The organism is Bacillus sp. 3255, assembly GCF_031456485.1.
In the GTDB taxonomy this organism is placed as follows: Bacteria; Bacillota; Bacilli; order Paenibacillales; family NBRC-103111; genus Paenibacillus_E.
Map to the genome: position 1 here is coordinate 136,631 of NZ_JAVDUS010000017.1, position 17,807 is coordinate 154,437.

The 17,807-nt window shown below is 48.5% G+C and carries 19 protein-coding genes; 8 read left to right on the top strand and 11 right to left on the bottom strand.

The window, feature by feature from the left end:
* Both J2X61_RS24360 and cysC read left to right on the top strand, forming a co-directional pair.
* The gene (locus tag J2X61_RS24360) at window positions 1–990 is read left to right on the top strand and encodes a glycosyltransferase family 4 protein (protein ID WP_274470802.1); all 990 of its coding nucleotides are present in this window, start codon (window positions 1–3) and stop codon (window positions 988–990) included.
* Between the two features lie 9 nt (window positions 991–999).
* Window positions 1,000–1,623: an adenylyl-sulfate kinase gene (gene cysC / locus J2X61_RS24365; RefSeq protein WP_379240322.1), complete on the top strand. Its 624-nt coding sequence runs from the start codon at window positions 1,000–1,002 to the stop codon at window positions 1,621–1,623.
* 68 nt (window positions 1,624–1,691) lie between these two features.
* Here the strand turns inward: cysC and J2X61_RS24370 are convergent, their stop codons facing one another.
* Window positions 1,692–2,426 carry a glycosyltransferase family 2 protein gene (locus tag J2X61_RS24370; protein ID WP_274470804.1) on the bottom strand — a complete coding sequence of 245 codons (735 nt, stop codon included), beginning with the start codon at window positions 2,424–2,426 and terminating at the stop codon, window positions 1,692–1,694.
* Between the two features lie 180 nt (window positions 2,427–2,606).
* On the opposite strand from J2X61_RS24370, the gene J2X61_RS24375 reads away from it, so the two are divergent.
* Genes J2X61_RS24375 through J2X61_RS24400 form a run of 6 tightly spaced genes read left to right on the top strand, consistent with a single transcriptional unit; the run spans window position 2,607 to window position 8,227 of the window.
* Window positions 2,607–3,593, top strand: coding sequence for an SDR family NAD(P)-dependent oxidoreductase (locus J2X61_RS24375; RefSeq protein ID WP_274470805.1), 987 nt, complete (start codon window positions 2,607–2,609; stop codon window positions 3,591–3,593).
* 12 nt (window positions 3,594–3,605) lie between these two features.
* A complete protein-coding gene (locus J2X61_RS24380; protein ID WP_274470806.1) occupies window positions 3,606–4,316 on the top strand; it encodes a sugar phosphate nucleotidyltransferase in 711 nt (236 codons plus the stop codon).
* Window positions 4,316–5,263 (top strand): GDP-mannose 4,6-dehydratase, encoded by a 948-nt coding sequence (locus tag J2X61_RS24385; protein WP_274470807.1) that lies wholly within the window; start codon window positions 4,316–4,318, stop codon window positions 5,261–5,263. The genes J2X61_RS24380 and J2X61_RS24385 overlap by 1 nt, the downstream gene beginning before the upstream one ends.
* Before the next feature lie 33 nt (window positions 5,264–5,296).
* A complete protein-coding gene (gene wecB, locus J2X61_RS24390) occupies window positions 5,297–6,388 on the top strand; it encodes a non-hydrolyzing UDP-N-acetylglucosamine 2-epimerase (RefSeq protein ID WP_274470808.1) in 1,092 nt (363 codons plus the stop codon).
* Window positions 6,381–7,370 (top strand): polysaccharide biosynthesis protein, encoded by a 990-nt coding sequence (locus J2X61_RS24395; protein WP_274470809.1) that lies wholly within the window; start codon window positions 6,381–6,383, stop codon window positions 7,368–7,370. Before wecB ends, J2X61_RS24395 begins: the two co-directional genes overlap by 8 nt.
* Window positions 7,367–8,227: a dTDP-4-dehydrorhamnose reductase family protein gene (locus J2X61_RS24400; protein WP_274470810.1), complete on the top strand. Its 861-nt coding sequence runs from the start codon at window positions 7,367–7,369 to the stop codon at window positions 8,225–8,227. The genes J2X61_RS24395 and J2X61_RS24400 overlap by 4 nt, the downstream gene beginning before the upstream one ends.
* 69 nt (window positions 8,228–8,296) lie before the next feature.
* Here the strand turns inward: J2X61_RS24400 and J2X61_RS24405 are convergent, their stop codons facing one another.
* The 10 genes from J2X61_RS24405 to J2X61_RS24450 all read right to left on the bottom strand — a co-directional run bounded on the left by J2X61_RS24405 (window position 8,297) and on the right by J2X61_RS24450 (window position 17,792).
* A complete protein-coding gene (locus J2X61_RS24405; RefSeq protein ID WP_274470811.1) occupies window positions 8,297–8,584 on the bottom strand; it encodes a hypothetical protein in 288 nt (95 codons plus the stop codon).
* A gap of 14 nt (window positions 8,585–8,598) precedes the next feature.
* Window positions 8,599–9,981: a glycosyltransferase family 2 protein gene (locus J2X61_RS24410; protein ID WP_274470812.1), complete on the bottom strand. Its 1,383-nt coding sequence runs from the start codon at window positions 9,979–9,981 to the stop codon at window positions 8,599–8,601.
* Window positions 9,978–10,883 (bottom strand): GT-D fold domain-containing protein, encoded by a 906-nt coding sequence (locus J2X61_RS24415; protein ID WP_310191444.1) that lies wholly within the window; start codon window positions 10,881–10,883, stop codon window positions 9,978–9,980. The genes J2X61_RS24410 and J2X61_RS24415 overlap by 4 nt, the downstream gene beginning before the upstream one ends.
* 172 nt (window positions 10,884–11,055) lie before the next feature.
* A complete protein-coding gene (locus J2X61_RS24420; protein WP_310191447.1) occupies window positions 11,056–12,147 on the bottom strand; it encodes a CgeB family protein in 1,092 nt (363 codons plus the stop codon).
* A 24-nt stretch (window positions 12,148–12,171) separates the two neighbouring features.
* Window positions 12,172–13,326, bottom strand: a complete 1,155-nt coding sequence (locus J2X61_RS24425; protein WP_310191450.1) for a CgeB family protein — start codon at window positions 13,324–13,326, stop codon at window positions 12,172–12,174.
* A 5-nt stretch (window positions 13,327–13,331) separates the two neighbouring features.
* Entirely contained in the window at window positions 13,332–14,216 is an 885-nt protein-coding gene (rfbD, locus tag J2X61_RS24430; RefSeq protein WP_310191453.1) for a dTDP-4-dehydrorhamnose reductase, read from the bottom strand.
* Window positions 14,216–15,256, bottom strand: coding sequence for an NAD-dependent epimerase/dehydratase family protein (locus J2X61_RS24435; protein WP_310191456.1), 1,041 nt, complete (start codon window positions 15,254–15,256; stop codon window positions 14,216–14,218). The genes rfbD and J2X61_RS24435 overlap by 1 nt, the downstream gene beginning before the upstream one ends.
* A gap of 42 nt (window positions 15,257–15,298) precedes the next feature.
* Complete coding sequence (gene rfbC, locus J2X61_RS24440) at window positions 15,299–15,847, bottom strand: dTDP-4-dehydrorhamnose 3,5-epimerase (protein WP_274470818.1); 549 nt, start codon at window positions 15,845–15,847, stop codon at window positions 15,299–15,301.
* Complete coding sequence (lhgO, locus tag J2X61_RS24445) at window positions 15,844–17,055, bottom strand: L-2-hydroxyglutarate oxidase (protein ID WP_274470819.1); 1,212 nt, start codon at window positions 17,053–17,055, stop codon at window positions 15,844–15,846. Before lhgO ends, rfbC begins: the two co-directional genes overlap by 4 nt.
* Window positions 17,052–17,792 (bottom strand): sugar phosphate nucleotidyltransferase, encoded by a 741-nt coding sequence (locus J2X61_RS24450; RefSeq protein ID WP_274470820.1) that lies wholly within the window; start codon window positions 17,790–17,792, stop codon window positions 17,052–17,054. Before J2X61_RS24450 ends, lhgO begins: the two co-directional genes overlap by 4 nt.
* Window positions 17,793–17,807: the final 15 nt, after the last annotated feature.

Below are 17,807 nucleotides of genomic sequence, written 5' to 3' on the forward strand. Positions count from 1 at the left end.
ATGCTAGCTGAACTCGTCAATGGTTTAGTAGAGAGAGGGCATGAAGTCACGATTCTAATGCCGCGTTGCGGCATTATTGAATACGCGATAAAGGCGAAAATCATCCGTACCCGCCAGCTCGATTATATTGACGTGGATGAGTTTCCAAAAAGCGACTTCATTATTTCAAACTATTACACCATCGTTTCCGGTTCTCAGGTCGCCAGCGAGCAAGGGAAAGGCGTGCATATCCGGTTAAGCCTTTGCTATGAGCCTGCTTTTCTCCCTAATAATGATATCACTTTCCGTACTTATCATTTAACGAGACATCTCCTTGTTCTCTCAGCTTGGCAGCAGCAATTGATTGCTCTAAACCATGGCGTTATGGGTCAAATCGTTCCGGTTGGCATCAGTTCGGCCTTCCGCAATGAACATATCCGTGAGCGCCACAGCAAACTGCACATATCCGCTATCCTGCGAAGACCTGAATGGGGGCATGTGTGGCATCGGGAACAAGACTATTTGCTCTACCATCTCCAAATTATCAAAGAGCAGTACCCGGATATTTCGATTAACATTTTCACTCCGCCTTATGAATATTCAACCTCTCCCTACCTGCAATCGTTAAAAAAACAATATGATTTTCGTTTCCTGCAGCCTGTCGATGATAAAGCGATGAGCCGGCACTATAGTGAAGCGGACATTTTCGTCAGCTCCTCCACGTATGACACCGCTCAAATTCCCGGGTTAGAAGCCATGAGATGCGGTGCAGCTCTTGTTACCACCTATGCCGGCGGTAATATGGATTATTGCCGACACGGAGATAACTGTCTGCTTTCGTACCGGTATGAGAACAATCTTTCCCACAATATCCGGCAGTTGATTGAGAACCCGGCACTACGCAAGAAACTCGCTGCCGCCGGGGAAGCAGAGGCCGCCAAATGGACATGGAAGCGAAGTCTGGATAAATTCGAAGATGCCATCCATGCCATTACAGGCAAAAGAATGTAACCACAATGAATGAAAGAAGGTGCAAAGGTGAATAATCGGCATATTAAACGGCAGCCCTCTACCATTACGCTGAACGACCGCCAGCTCATGAATGGCCACAAAAGCTGCGTGCTGTGGTTCACTGGCTTATCGGGCGCCGGAAAATCTTCTTTGGCTTACGAACTGGAAAGCATCCTATTTCAACTTGGAGTTCGTACTTATGTATTAGATGGCGACAATCTGCGTCATGGCGTAAACGGAAATCTCGGATTCTCCGCTGAAGATCGGAGTGAAAACATTCGCCGGACCGCAGAGATCGCCAAACTCATGGTCGATGCAGGAATGATCACGCTTGTCGCTCTCATTTCACCCTACCGGGTCGATCGGGATATGGCCAGATCTTTATTCGCCCCCGGTGAATTTATGGAGGTTTACGTAGATTGCCCTTTGCATGTGTGCGAACAGCGGGATCCGAAGGGGCTCTATGTGAAAGCAAGGTCCGGTTCCATTTCCGAATTCACTGGCATTTCGGCCCCTTATGAACCGCCGCTCCAACCGGAGATCGTTATCGCCTCGCACCAACAGCCCCTTGGGGAATCTACATCCTCCATACTTGATTATTTAGTAGCCCATCAAATCATTTCCCATTCCTAATAGAAAAACCATCCCAGTCATGATGGCAATTACTCACGGATCCCTCATGAGACTTGGATGGTTTTTTTTTATTTGTGGAGCAGCGCCTCTAACGATTTTCTATAGTTGTACTGAACCTGATAAATTTCTTTTGTGATGGACCCGGCGTATTTCTGACTCCCCATCTCTGCATGAACGCGGTATGATACCAGCGGTTCATCCAAGTAATAGAAGTCATATTTATGCAGGAGCCGCATCCACATATCATAATCCTGGGTGTATTTCAGACTTTCGTTGAAAAAACCGACTTCCTTCCATACATTCATGTCCAGCATCACGGTACAGCCGTTAATAAAGCATCCTCTTAGCATCATTTTGATAAATTGATCCCTCTCCGGATACGTGATCCCTGCCTTTCCTCCCATTACTCTGCAGTTGTTAGAATCAATATGATAGTAAGCGCCATAGCTAGCCGACGCCCCGCGTTCCTGCATGAAAGCAACCTGCTTGGCTACTTTATCAGGATCATAGAGATCGTCTGAGCTAAGCCAGGTGAAGTACTTGCCGGCGGCCCGCCTGATCCCTGCATTGAGAGCGCTGCCCGTCCCTCCATTCCTTTTCGATACATAGACGATTCTCCCAAAGTAAGGACTGACTTTATCCAGATATTTAGTAGAACCATCATTCACCACGATGACCTCGATATGGGGGTAGCTTTGCCCAAGCGCACTCTCTATCGCTTGATTCACATAAGCACAGTTATAGAAAGGAATAACGATCGACACAAGCGGATCCTGATTCACAAGCTTTACCTCCTTACCCATTTGCTAGATTCATCCTCCCCGTACAAGGAAGATCTTTACTATGTTATTTCCACGAACTCCTAAATGTTCCTTGAAACATCATTCCAACCCATTTATTGGTTAAAATAGGGTCGAGTCCACAACAAAACTTCTAACTGCGAATAGATTGCTATTATATGTTAAAAAGGAGTGAATCCGTTCATGATGAGAGGAAAGCATGCATTGGTAACAGGTGCCGCCGGCTTCATCGGCAGTCATCTTGTTCACCAGCTAGTTCTTGAGGGTGCCAAGGTGCAAGCCTTTATTCGGTATAATTCCAGTAATTCACGCGGCTTTCTTGACACGCTTCCTACTGATATTCAAAAGGAGATCGAAGTCATTAAAGGAGATTTGCGCGATCCATATGCCGTTTATCGTGCTGTCAAAGGGAACGACACCATCTTTCATCTGGGCGCATTAATCGCAATTCCCTATTCCTACCTCCACCCCAATGACGTTGTGCAAACGAATGTGGTCGGCACCCTGAATATCGCACAAGCCGCTTTGGAATTAGGCGCCTCCCGGCTCATTCACACCTCCACCAGCGAAGTTTATGGCAGCGCCCGATATGTGCCAATGGATGAGACTCATCCGCTGCAAGGCCAATCTCCTTACTCAGCCAGCAAGATCGGAGCGGACAAAATTATTGAAAGCTTTTACTGCTCTTACGCTCTGCCGGCCGTGACGGTTCGTCCTTTCAATTCCTATGGCCCCCGTCAATCCATGAGAGCCGTCATTCCTACCATTATTAATCAAGCCCTCCATCAATCCGAAATTGTGCTTGGCAATTTAACGTCATCTCGCGACCTCACCTTCGTAGAAGATACAGCCCGTGCTTTCATACACGCAGCCGTTCATGATGGGGCTATTGGCCAGGTCATCAATGCGGGATCGGGAAATGAAATATCGGTTGGCGAGTTAGCAGATAAAATCAAACAGCTTATTGGCCGCGATCTGCCCGTACGCGTCGCAAGTGAACGTGTACGTCCGGAGAAAAGCGAGGTAGACCGCCTCTTCTCCGATAGCAGTAAAGCAGCTGCACTGATCGGCTGGAAGCCATCCGTTACCCTGGAGCAAGGCTTAGCCCGAACGATAGACTGGATAAAAAGCCATCCAGAGCTTTATCGTCCAGATGAATATGTTGTATAAGAGGTGATTCCTGTGGAAGTTGTTATTATGACGGGGGGAAAAGGGATGCGTATGGCTCCCTATACGAAAGTACTTCCGAAAGGATTATTACCCGTCGGGGAGCAGCCCATCCTGGAAATTATTGTGAAGCAGCTACGCCATTATGGTTTTACATCCATCACTATGGCTTGCGGCTATTTATCGAGTCTGATCCAAACGTATTTCGGAGACGGAAGCTCCCGAGGCGTCGATATTACCTATCATGTTGAACGAGAACCCTTAGGTACGATCGGTCCGCTAAAATGTCTCCGGCGGATGTCAGGACCATTCCTGCTTATTAACTGTGATGTTCTCACGACGTTAAACTTCGCCAAGTTTAGAGATTTTCATATCGAGGGAGGCAGTTTACTCACCATTGCTTCACAAAAAAAAGGCATTCCGATCCAGCTCGGCGTCCTTGAAACGAAGGATGACTACGTAACAAACATCATCGAGAAGCCTACTCATTTGGCTTGCGTAAGCATGGGAATTTATATGATGAATCCAATAATCACCGACTATATCCCTGCCAATAAGTTCTTTGATATTCCTGATCTGATCCATGCCGTGCTAGCGGATGACCAGAAGGTTCGGCATTATGAAAATACGGATTTCTGGCTCGATATCGGGCGCCCCTCCGATTACACCTTGGCGAATGAAGAGTTCGGCAAACTTAAATCCATCCTGCTTCCCGGTGAATCCTAATGGCGGAATCCCCACTCGTTCTGCTGACGGGCATAAACGGATTCGTCGGACAGCATATGGCTGCCTATTTATTCACTAAACATATGAACGTTTTGGGGGTTGGACGCAGTATCAGCTGTCCTCTTCAGCATCCCCGCCTGCAGTATGTCTCAGGCGATATAACGAAGCTATCTTTCATAAAGCAGCTGCTGCTAACATACAAGGTAACCCATATCATCCATCTTGCAGGTGTAAACGATGTGAGCGTTTCGTATGACAACCCTGCTGAAGTCATCTATGCCAACACCTGGGGGACACTGAATATCCTGGAGGCCATCCGAACATGTCCGGATCACAAGCTTCGTGCATGTCTGGCTGTCGGTACGGCTTATGAATATCAGCTGCAGGATGAGCCGTTAACCGAGTCGTCGCAGCTTAGCCCTGTAAGTCCTTATGCCTGGAGCAAACAGTTGATGTCCTCTGTCATGCAGATGTATGGACATGTCTATGCGATTCCCACCGTTGTAGCAAGAACGTTTAACTTGATCGGCCCTGGACCAGCAGCAGGCGTGTGCGCGCAGTTTGCTAAGCAAGTGGCTATGATGGAGAAAGGTCTCCTTCCGCCCAAGCTCCAAGTTGGAAACATGGATGTACAGCGGGATTTCCTAGACGTCCGTGATGCTGTCGCCGCTTACTTCTCCCTTCTGCAGGTGGCAGCCTGTCCGCCTGGTGAAATCTATAATGTATGCCGCGGAACAGCTTATTCAATTCGGTCCATGGTTAGCTTGTTGGGGCAATATGCTTCGATTCCGTTTGAAATATCGATTCAAGACCATTTGCTGCGCCGTCAGGAAGCGGGTATTGTGCTTGGGGACGCTGCAAAGCTTAGAGAAGCTACTGGCTGGATGCCAAGTATTCCATGGCAGCAGTCCGTCTTGGATACATTAAATTATTATCGGAATCTATGAAGGAACTTCACATATAAAAAGGAGCCATTCGCGATGAAGATTATGACCGTTCTAGGTACACGTCCGGAAATTATCCGGTTAAGTTTAGTCATATCCAAACTCGATCTCCTTGCCGATACTCACATTCTCGTGCATTCCGGACAAAATTATGACCGTTCACTCAGCGATGTTTTCTTTGAGCAAATGGGTATTCGAAAACCGGACGTTCACATTCTGCTTCAAGCACAAACCGTTGGCGAGCAAATTGCCCAGATGTTCACCCAGGTCGAGAAAGTGCTGATCAAGGAAAAGCCTGACCGCATGCTTGTTCTAGGTGACACGAATAGTGCGCTGACCGCCCTGATCGCTGAACGTCACGGTATACCCGTTTATCATATGGAAGCGGGGAATCGCTGTTACGATACGCGTGTGCCGGAGGAAATCAACCGCAAAGCAATCGATGCGATCTCTACCTGCAATATGCCTTATACGCCGGGGGCAAGAGAGAATTTACTTCGAGACGGAGTCCCTCCACAGAGGATTTGGATGACAGGCAATCCGATTTATGAAGTGATGCAGCACTATAAAGAGCAGGCGTGCAAGAGCACAATTCTCACAGACTTAGGATTGCAGTCGAAAGGCTATCTGCTTGTTACGGCTCACCGTGCGGAAAATGTGGACGATACTTCCCGGCTGAGGCAAATCGTCCAAGGATTGGATCTATTGGCTGACGATCTTAAGCTGCCTATCATTTGCAGCACACATCCGAGGACACGGGACCGCTTGGTCAAATCGGGGATAACCGGCTATAGCCCTTTAATCCATTTCCTCCCTCCGTTTGGTTTTTTTGACTTCTTGTACTTGCAAATGCACGCAGCTTGTGTCATTACAGACAGCGGTACGGTCCAAGAGGAAAGCTGCATACTCGGTGTCCCTGCCGTTACCATTCGGCAAAGCACGGAAAGACCGGAAACCTTAATCTGTGGAAGCAATCTTCTTTCCGGACTTGTGCCTGAACGCATTCATGCCTGTGTCAAGCTCATGCTGAATTCTCCTCTTGCATGGGATTGTCCGGAAGGCTATCTGGATCCTCATGTTTCTTCGAAGGTGGTCAATATTGTACTAGGAGGACAAAGCTATGTTTAATAATCAAACGCTTCTCGTGACCGGAGGGACCGGATCATGGGGACAGGAGCTTGTTCGCAAGCTGCTGTTGGAACAGCCTAAGGAAATTCGGATATTTTCCAGGAACGAATTCGCGCAAGTGCGCATGCAGCGCGACTTTCAATTCAATCCGAAGCTTAAATTTATCATCGGCGACATCCGGGATCTGGAAGCGCTCGATGAAGCCTGCCGAAATGTGGACTACTTATTCCATTTAGCTGCTCTCAAGCATGTTCCAGTCTGTGAAGATCAACCCGATGAAGCGTTGAAAACCAATGTCAAAGGGACGGAGAATGTCATTCGCGCCAGCATTCGTAACCGTGTTAAGAAAGTCATCGATGTCTCGACGGATAAGGCTGTCAATCCCATTAATTTCTACGGGATGACCAAGGCGCTTGGCGAGAAGCTGATGATTCGGGCCAACAACCTCGACACCTCTACCCGCTTTGTCTGCATTAGAGGCGGAAATGTGCTTGGCACCAACGGCAGTGTCGTTCCTTTTTTCAAGAACCGCATTCTCCAAGGAGAGGATCTTCCTCTTACCGATAAAGACATGACCCGCTTCTTCTTAACGCTTCCCGAGGCCATCGACCTGCTATTAAGTGCCGCACGCGCAGCCATCGGAGGCGAAACCTTTGTTATGAAAATGAATGCCTGCCGGATTACCGATATCACCAATGTTCTCATCGAGCGTTTATCAACCAAGAGGCTTGCGATAAGAGAGGTTGGCATCCGTCCGGGTGAGAAGCTTCATGAAGTCCTGATCTCGGAGCATGAAGCTCCCTATACATTTCAATATAGCGATAAGTACTTCGTCATTCTCCCCTCCAATGCGGACCCCGATCTCTACAACCACTACAGCCATCTGCCGAAAACGATGATTACGGAATATGCCTCGAATGACCTGCTGATGAATGCTGATGAAATTCGAGAAATGCTCGAACAAGGAGGCTTCCTGCCATGAAGCTGCTCGTCATCGGGGGACTAGGTATGGCGGGGCACATGGTGAAGCATTACTTCAGCGATCTGCCTCAATTTGAGGTTTGGGATACAGCTAGAACCGCTTCCCCTGGAGATCCTCGTTCCTTCGCATTGGATATCCGTGACAGGAGCCGCGTGCAGGAGCTGCTTGACACTATTAAGCCGGATGTCGTGATTAACGCAGTCGGACTGCTCAATGAAGAGGCAGGCCGGCGCCAGGCTGAAGCGATTGAAGTCAACAGTTTGTTTCCGCATCAACTCGCACAGTGGGCGGAGATTTATCCCTTCCGGCTTATTCATATAAGTACGGACTGCGTATTCTCAGGTTTACGCGGGGATTATACGGAATCCGATTCCGCCGATGGTGCGACCCTGTATGCCAGAACCAAAAGTTTGGGCGAGGTGCAAGGCCCGAACACCTTAACGATTCGCACGTCGATTATCGGGCCGGAGTTAAAGCCAAACGGGATCGGACTGTTCCATTGGTTTATGCAGCAAACAGGAGAGATACCTGGCTACAGCGAGGTGTTCTGGAACGGCGTAACCACCCTGGAGCTTGCCAAAGCGATTCACTGGTGCCTTCAGCATCCGATTCACGGACTTGTCCACCTAGCAGGGCAACCCAAGCTGTCCAAATACGCGCTGCTGCACATGCTCCAAACGCAATTCGCTAAAGATGATGTAATCATCTATAAGTATGACCGCTATACCTCTGACAAAAGCCTGATCTCCACCCGGGCAGATTTCACGTACGCTGTCTCAGACTATCCGCAGATGATAGCCGAGATGCATACCTGGATGACCCTTCATCATCGAGGACTATACACGTATTATTCTTAAACCTAAAAGAAGAAACCTCGTCGTTTCGTAATATCCACATCACGAAAGAGAGGTTTCTTACTCTTCACCTTATGAGGCTGAATACATATGCTCGAAGCCATCCTCGAAACCTTTGTTGAAGCCATCGGTGTAGCCTGTATCGTAACCTTTGTCAAAGCCTCGATTGTACCCTCCGCTCCGAATAAACCTTAAGGCGGATCTTCCTTTTTTAACGAGACGAGCTTTCTTCTTCAGCCGCCGTTTGACGATTATTTTTTTCGTTTTCCCTTTCATTCCTAGCTTGCGTTTGGCACCCAGCGATTTGCCCTTCCGCGAGGCTGCAACACGCTTACGGCGTGCAGTTCGTTTAACGCTCATCATCCCAAACTCCTTTATACGTTATTCGCTACAATTGAGGCTGGCGCAATAATCGGCAATCCCTGGGCATATCGCACCAAGAACTGTCCGTTGATCGTTACTTGATGCCGCTCCTTCAGATGCCAGAACGACAACGCCCAATCGTTGATGATGCGGCAAAGCTTATTACCTTTCACTTGAAAGACCGTACTATCGGCATTTCTGACCAGCAGGCCTTCCGGGAGCGCTCCATCTGCCTGCACGCCTTGTGCCAGATAAGCCAGCTTCGCCTCCACATCCTGAGACGAGACCGGAGAACCAATAGGCCAGCTCCGCAAATCAACCTGTGAAATACGGCTTGCGAGAAGAGACAGTTCACCTTCGATTGGATATCTGGTGCCATTTTCGATCCAGTACAGCTGAGGCAACACACCGCGGACGATCGTATGGCTCGGATAGAAGTCATTCATAGATGCTATGCCTCCGGCCAGCTTCTGCTGAACCTCATGAAGTAAGCTATGCGAGTCTCCCCACTTCCGCGAAAAGAAATCTAGGTTCTTGCTGTATACTTTCTCGAATAGTTCCCCTAGCGCTTTAATGGAGACACTGCCAACATGATGAATAAACGTGTCTTTGGCAACGATGAGCTCGTGGCCCATCATCCGTGCGCGGAACCCGAAATCATCGTCCTCGCAGTTGCCGATCTCAAAGCCTTCGTCCAAATAACTGAGCCGATCGAAGAATTCGCGCCGCATAAGCACGCAAAAGCCCGTTAATCTCCCTGTTTGCACCCACTTCCCGGGATCTGAAACATTGAACTTCCTCGCGAAGTGGTGCATTTCTTCCGTAGAGGTATACTGCGTTTCAATCAGCTGTTCGCCGCTGATGTAGTTCGTAACCGGGCCGACAAGGCCGATCTTCTCACTGCTATGCAGACAAATCAGCATGTTTTTGAGCCAATCCTTCGTCACGATCGTATCGTTGTTAAGAAAGAGCAGCGTCTCTCCTCGCGCTAACCTTAGGCCTTGATTCGTTCCGCCAGCGAAGCCAAGGTTCGATTTAAATACGCGATAGCGAATCTTCCCCCTGAGCGACTTCAAGTAGTCGGCTGTGTCATCGGTTGAAGCATTATCAATTACAATGATTTCGAAAGGCTCCGGTGTATATGCATAAATGCTGTCTATACAGTTTTGAAGATGAACCCGCTGATCATTCGTCGTGACGATAATAATGCTGGTGCCTTTAAAAGGCTGAGAATAGCTGGCAATACCAGCTTCCCAGCCGTTTTGATATCCGTATCCGTGTGCGTTGTCATAGCCCAGGTTATAGCCTATGCGGTACAGTTGATTATAGCTTTTGCTCCTCTTCGCTCTTCTTGTTTTGAAGAACCGTCTTCTTATCCTTCTTATTCTTCTCACCGGTATGGCGCCTCCCCTTTAACAATTGCATCCGCCAGATGACCAAAATCAATTGCGACTTTGCCGAATGCAGAGGCAATCCACTCGGAGATAATAACCGCGGAAATGCCTGCGGACACAAGCGCAATATCAAATTCATGCTCCGCGATGGCCGACTTGATTCTTGGAATGTCTTTGAAACCATGAACCGGCGAGATTTCGGCTACGACCTCAACCTGATGTTGGCGAAGCACTTCGCCGAGCTGCGGGGCAAGGTTGCCGACAAGCAAAACCCGGCGGCCCTGCGTAATTCGGGACAAGTAACCTGTTTGGTAGAGATAATAATTGACTAATGAGTCTGTTAGGGTGAGTTGACGGTAATCGATATGCTCATGCTTGAAAACAGCAAACGCGAGTGGTTGAAAGTTCCGTACGCGCAGCTTAGGAATTCCTACGACCGTCGCTCCTCGCACCGCTGTCAGCAGCTCGCTTTTCACTTCCAAGTCGGGCACTTCGACGCCGGCATACGGGAGAAATGGCCCGTCTTCCCTGATCTGCTCGATCGACATGATCGATTCTTGAGCCAAAGTCAGCAGCTCCCCGTCACCCAATCGGACTAAGGAAAACGGCGTTCGTTTATTCAACGCCTCAACGATTCTTTCGCCTAGGTCCTGTGCGGTAACCAAGTGGAGAATTTGCGGACGCAGCGATGCTACGCCAGCAGCGATGATTTGTTCAATCGGCACTTCCGGCAGTATCTGATACTCCGGCAAGCATTCATCGACGATGGCCTCTCCGCCTGTGTGCTTACCCTCCTGGAAGCCTTTGCCGAAGCCTTTATCATATCCATGATCGAAGCCATGATTATACGTCTGCTGCCCTTCCTGGAGCGCTGCGGGCGATTGAACGTAGACGATCTTCACCCTTGAAGCCTTGGAACGCTTCCGGAGCTTTTTCGCAGCCGCTAACCGGAATTTCCTTTTACGCCGGCCTCTTGAGCTGCCTGATGAGAAAGAGATAACGGAGCCTTTTCGCTTCGCATCACGCTGTTTCTTCTGAAGGGGTAACATAAGATCACCTGCCTTAATAATCTGTTCAGTGAAAAATAAGATCCAACATGTGCACGAGCCGGTTCCGGTACGTATGCTCACGCATCGTTCTTTCAAGTCCTCGCCAAGCCATTTGACTGCGTTCTTCTTCATGCTGAAGATAATAATCAATTTTGGCCATAAGATCCTGCGGGGAATCGTACGTTGCAATCTCCTGTCCAGGTGTGTACATGCTGCCCAGGTTAGCACGGCCGTCTGTCAGCTGCAGCTGGCCGCAGGCGCTAATTTCAAACGAACGGGGATTGATCGAGTGCGCCGGAATTATCCGGGTGTTCTGGTTGGTAGAATCGTCGATTGACCGGTGCATATTGATCACGATTTTAGCACCATTGTAGTAACTCGCGCTATTTTCCGGCGACATCCATACGCCATTTTTGATTTTGCTCTCCAGCAAAGCATAACTCCTCATCCGATCCCACCAATAGCCGGCAATTAGCAATTTTTTGGAGGCAAGCTCATTTGCAATTTGTTCAAAGAAGGCAACACGATTCCAGAAGGCAACACCGATAAAACAAATATCAACCCGGTACTCAGCACTAACAGGCTTAGGGTAATAGATTGAGCGATTAACGCCAAAAGGCATATGGTAAACTTCCCTGCAGCCTGTTTCCTGATATAATGGCACACAGCTTTGTTCTAGTGTGAACACAATATCGTAATGTTTGGCTATATCGACGGTGACATCCGTGTAGTATGGATCATCCGTGAACCAGACAGCCGTCTTGATTCCCAGTGCCCTTACTTCATCTACGACTTGAACCTTGAGAAGTTCAACGGAATTCAGCGATAAGAGCAGATCAGGTTTAAAGGTCCTGGCTGCATCCAAAACATCATCATGAGGGGCAACCGTCAGCACTTCCGCACAAAGTGCCTCCAATTCTGCTTGAATGCCATGATCCATCGGCCGGTAAGACCAGTTGCCCGAAGATACATACATGACTTTGATCGCTCTTCGAGTGCCTATCTCCGGCGTTCGCTTCACAATGGCCTCACATCTGCCCAAGTGATACCCATGCCGCCATCCGCTGTTATATCCATCCCCATGACCCCGATTCCAATCGCTACGTCTTCCTTTCATATACTCACCTCTTCGACATGGTGGCTAAACGCCATTCATAATCGTTAACATTTGATGTAAGCGGCTCCGGTACGTGTGTTCTCGTAGTGTACGAGATAAGCCCTGTAAGGCAATTCGCTGCCGCTCCTCTTCATGATTCAAGTAGTATTCGATTTTCGATACCAGTTCCTGCGAGGAACTAAATGTATCTAATTCTTCACCGGGCGTGTAGAAATTGGATAATTCTTGGCGTACATCCGTTAGCTGAAGTGTGCCGCAAGCTGCAATGTCAATAACTCGGGGATTAGGTGAGTAAGCTGGAATGCGTCTACTATTACTATTATGTGTTTCATCATCGATGGATCGATGCAGATTAATCACGATTTTCGAGGCATGATAATGTTTGGCGGTTTCTTTTGGATCTAACCAGTATCCTTGAATCTTGGAGGCAAGCTTATCGTAGGAACGAAGGCGCTCCCACCAAAAGCCATTAATCATGATATCTTTATCTTTGAGATAATCTGCAATTTCATCAATAAGGTGTACCCGATTCCAGAACGCCGTGCCTATGAAGCAAATATCTTTGCGATAGGATGTGGGGACGTGTTCGAACAAGAGGCTACCTGGGTTAATTCCGAATGGAAGATAATAAACATGATTGCAGCCTATAGACTTATACAAATCTATACAACTGATCTCCAGTGTAAAAATAAAATCATAATAGGGTACAATCTTTATCGTTTGGTCCGTATGATAAGGATCATCAGACAGCCAAATCGCCGTCCGAATGCCCAAAGAACGGAGAGCCTGCACTTTATCGATAGGGAACGAGGGGGCAAGTGTAAACAGCATTAGAGCGATATCCGGCCTGGTTTCCCTGGAAATGCTAACAAAATCATCTTCCTGATTCACAACGATAACCTCGCGTACCAGCTTCCGCAAGCTATCTTCAATGCCTTCATCAATGGAAACATAAGGAGCCCCAACTGCCCTTACATACATAACTTTCAAGTCCCAAAGAATACCGGTCTCTTGTGGTATATCTCGGACTATTCTTTGGCAGCGTCCCATATGATATCCGTAAGACCATCCCTTTGCATACCCAACTCGATGGCCGGCCTCCCAGTCTTGCTTTGCTGACGGTGGGGCCTGCCAGACCGTTTTGGGCCGTAGCTTTTTGCGTTCACTTATGGCATTCATCACGATCACTCCTGATTTCCTACATATCCTTTAAGCTGAAGGTATTCCCGCAATGAACGTTTCCATGGCGGCATTGGATAAATACGGTTCATCTTGCTATTATCCAAAACACTGTAAGAAGGTCTCCGGCACCCTGAAGGATATTGGCTGGATGGCACAGGGGTGGCTTCGTACGTAAGCCCGCATAAGGTAAATGCCTGAACAGCCAATTCATGCCAGCTGCATGCCCCTTCGCCCGCGCAATGATAAATGCCGAATTCCGTCACATTCTTATCGAGAAAGACTTTGACTGCTCTAGCTACATCGAGTGTATGGGTAGGTGACATGATGACATCGTCGACAATCGAAACCGACTTCCCCTGCTTAACCAAGCGGAGCATCGTTTCAATGAAATTTCCACCTTTGCCGCTGGATCCTGCAACCCCATATAGCGAGGAAACGCGAAATATGAAATAATGATCCAAATAGTCCGCAATAACCTTCTCGCCTGCTGCTTTGGAGTTACCGTAAGCATTCAGCGGACGAGGCTCGTCGTCTTCGGTGTAGGGAAGAGCGTTGTCGCCATCGAATACATAATCCGTGCTGAAATGAATCAGAGTGACCCCGTGTTGTTTACAAAAGACGGACATGCGCAATACCGCAATGGCATTTACCATAAGAGCTTTAAGCGGCTCTTTTTCGCATTGTTCGGTATTGTGAAAGGCCGTGCAATTGATCAGTACATGAATCGATCCCAGCTTCTCTAAGAAAGGAATGATCGTTTCCGTATCCTCCACGTTCAATTGATTGCGTGTAACGGGGATGACCTCGTACGAGTCATCTCCGGCAAATTGTCTGAGGATATCCGATCCCAGCTGTCCATTAGCGCCTAGCAGCACAATCCTTCTCATCACTCATTCCATCCCTTGAGTTCCATGATACCTCCGTACAATTTGACATCTTCAATTATCCGATGCCATTTCACCAGCTCGCTGTACCAATCCAACGTAATCGTTTGAGCCATATTGACCACTTCGCCCGCTTCAAGCGCATTGTAAATTTCCAGCGCGCCCTGCGCAGCGGTCCATTTGCCCTTCCATTGCAAGTCTTTTTCAATTTTGTCAAAGCTGACCCGATAAGAACGGTGATCGGGTGCGCCGTACCAATCTATCGTGACTTGTTTGGGTAAGCTGCCGGCAATCTCCTCGGCCAATTGGCCGAGCTGGTAGTTATTGCGATCGGAGCCAACATTATAGATTTGTCCGTTAATGACATCAGGGGCTGCTTCGAGCAGCAGGCACATCACGTCAGTCGTATCTTGGACGTGGACGAAGGGTCTCCATTGCGAGCCGTCTCTCATTAACGGAATGACGCCGTTTCGCCATGCGCCAAGCGCCATGCCGTTGATGGCCAGATCGAAGCGGATACGAGGGGAATGACCATAGACGGTAGCCTGTCGGATGACGACAACCGTGAAGGAGTCATCAGCAAGCGGGAGGACACCATGCTCCGCCATTTCGTTCGCTTTGGCATACGTTGTAAGCGGATTGGTAGGAGAGGTTTCATCCACGATAACCTTTGGCGGTTGAAAGCCGTACAGGCTGCAGGAGGACGGAAGAATATACCGTTTAACGCCCAGTTTCTTGGCTTTATGAGCCGTAGAGACACGGGAGATATGATTGATTTGGTAAGTCGCTTCCTGAAACAGCTCTCCGCTGGGGTCGTTGGATATAGCTACCAAATCGATGACCGCCTCTACGTCGGCGAATACCTCTTCTTTTAGACGACGGGAATCTTCTTTGATCAGAATAAGATTCGGATGCTGTGGAAGTTTATCTGTACCAAAAAAGAAGCGGTCTACCGCTTTCACTTTGTAGCCTTTATCCAACAGCTTTGGGACCAGCACACTGCCGATATACCCGCCGGCTCCCGTTACCAAGATTGTCTTCATAATGTTCCTCCTTAGCGTATTTCTCAAAGATGCTTTCTTCAGCTACACAAAATTATTATCCGCTTGTTGAAGTGGTGGATGCTGGTGATCCTTCGCTGACAAAATGGGATCCGAAACCGGCCAGTCGATGGCAAGCTGCGGATCATTCCATTGAATGCCGCGATCATGTTCGGGGGAGTAGTATTGATCGACTTTATACAGGAGCTGTGTGTTAGGGACAAGCGTGCATACACCGTGCGCAAAGCCTTGAGGCACTAAGATCTGGCGCTTGTTCTCCGCACTCAGGATGACGCCGATCCACTGACCATACGTCGGGGAGCTCTTTCGAATATCAACTGCGACATCATAAACAGCGCCAGATAGGACCCGAACGAGCTTCGTCTGTGCTTTTGGCGCCAGCTGATAGTGAAGTCCACGCAAGATCCCTGCCTCTACGGATAGGGAATGATTGTCTTGAACGAACTCATGGTGAATGCCTAGCTGTGCCAGCTGCTCTCGATTGTAGCTTTCCATGAAGAAGCCGCGATGATCGCCATGCGCCTTCGGTTCCAGCAGCAGCACCCCAGGCAGCTTCGTCGAAACTACTTTCATGCTGTAGAGCCTCCTCGTAGTTGTGTGAGTTGATCGACCACATAAGCAGCAAACGGCATAGAGCATGTGAAGGCCGGGGACACCGCGTTCAGCACATGGATTGAACGATGATCGCCTTCGATCACGAAATCCTGTACGAGCTCCAAGGTCTCTTTGTTCAGGAGCTGCGCGCGTATGCCCGGACGCAAGTAATGTCCGAAACCGTCCGGATCGATTTGCCAAACCATTGATAGGCCTAAACCTATGAAATAGGATCTCATATATTTCCGCATTTCCTCGAATACCAATCGTCTGAACTGAAAGGAATTCGTAAGAAACAATTTCGCCTCATAGCCCACAATTTGCAAAAATTCCTTCCACCGAAAGCCCCGAAGACCAGAATAGTTCTCGCGCCAGAAGGCCGGAATCGCTGTAGGGCCAATCTTAATGCTGCCATCGACGGTCTTGGTATAATGCACGCCAAGAAAAGGGTTGCCCAAATTGGGGACAGGGTAGATGTTCGTAGCTACATCCGTTTTGTTCTTCGTATATTTCAAATAAATGCCTTTAAACGGAATGATGGTATAGTTGAGGCCGAATCCGAAATCATGAGCAATACTGTCTGCATAGAGGCCGGCAGCATTAATCAGATATTTGAACTTATATGTTTGCTTATCGGTAAATACCAAATCTCCTCTATGATTCTGATATTGTGTCTGAAAATAAAACGAAACCCCGCGCGCCATATTGTCATATTTAAGCATCTGGCACACCTCCACGGGATCCACCGACGCCGTCGTAGGCGAAAAGAGAGCTTTGCGATACGTTTTTGCATTCGGATCAATGACATGGACATCGGCCTCGTCGATCCACTTCAGCTCAACTCCGTTGATATCCCCTCTCCGCTTCAGCTCTTCGAGACCGGCCAGCTCGGTCTCATCCTTGGCGACAACCAGTTTTCCGCATTCATTGATGCTGAGCCCATTGTCCTTACAATAGGTTCTCATCGCTTGATTACCCTCTTTGGTAAACTTCGCCTTTAGACTGTTTGCCGTATAATAGAAGCCGGCATGAAGCACTCCGCTGTTCCGGCCACTGGCATGTGCGGCCACATCTTTTTCCTTTTCCAGTATACATACGGTGGTTCCCGGCTCTCTTAGCTTAAGCTCGCGAGCTATGGTGAGCCCAATAATGCCGCCTCCGATAATGACATAATCGTATGTCTTCACTGCTCATCACCTGAGTTAATTTTCGGGTATTCTTTCAGCTTTTCGGTGGCTTCGTACCAGGACGGGAACGTTCCGGCATCAATCCACCAACCGTTCAATATGTGATAAGTCAGCTGCCCTTTTTCGGCATACAAATTGTTCACATCAGTAATTTCCATCTCTCCGCGCGCTGAAGGCTCGATCGATCGAATCAGATGGAAGACGGAGGAATCATACATATAGATCCCTGTAACACAATACGAGGATTGCGGGTTTTCCGGCTTCTCTTCAATCCGTTTAATCAGCGCTCCGTCCATCACCGGGACCCCATAGCGTCTCGGATCATCGACTTCTTTCAGAAATACCTTCGCTCCCTCCGGCTGTTTCTCGAACTCCTTTACGTAAGAGGTCAACGAAGATTCAAACAAGTTATCGCCCAGCAAGACGATCAGCTTCTCACCTGGATGCACGATGCTTTCAGCAAGTTCCAGCGCTTCGGCTATGCCGCCGGCTTTCTCTTGGATTTTGTAGGTAAGCTTGACTCCCCAAGCCTTCCCGCTGCCCAAGAAATCAATGTAGAGGGCAGCGGACTGCTTTCCCGTTACGAGCAAAATATCGTAGATTCCTGCCTCTCTCAGTTTCTCTATCGCGTAATAAATCATCGGATATTTGCCGACGGGAAGCAGGTGTTTGTTCATTATTTGAGTCAATGGCCGGAGACGCGTACCCGTTCCACCTGCAAGAATAACTCCCTTCATAGCAACGCCCACCCT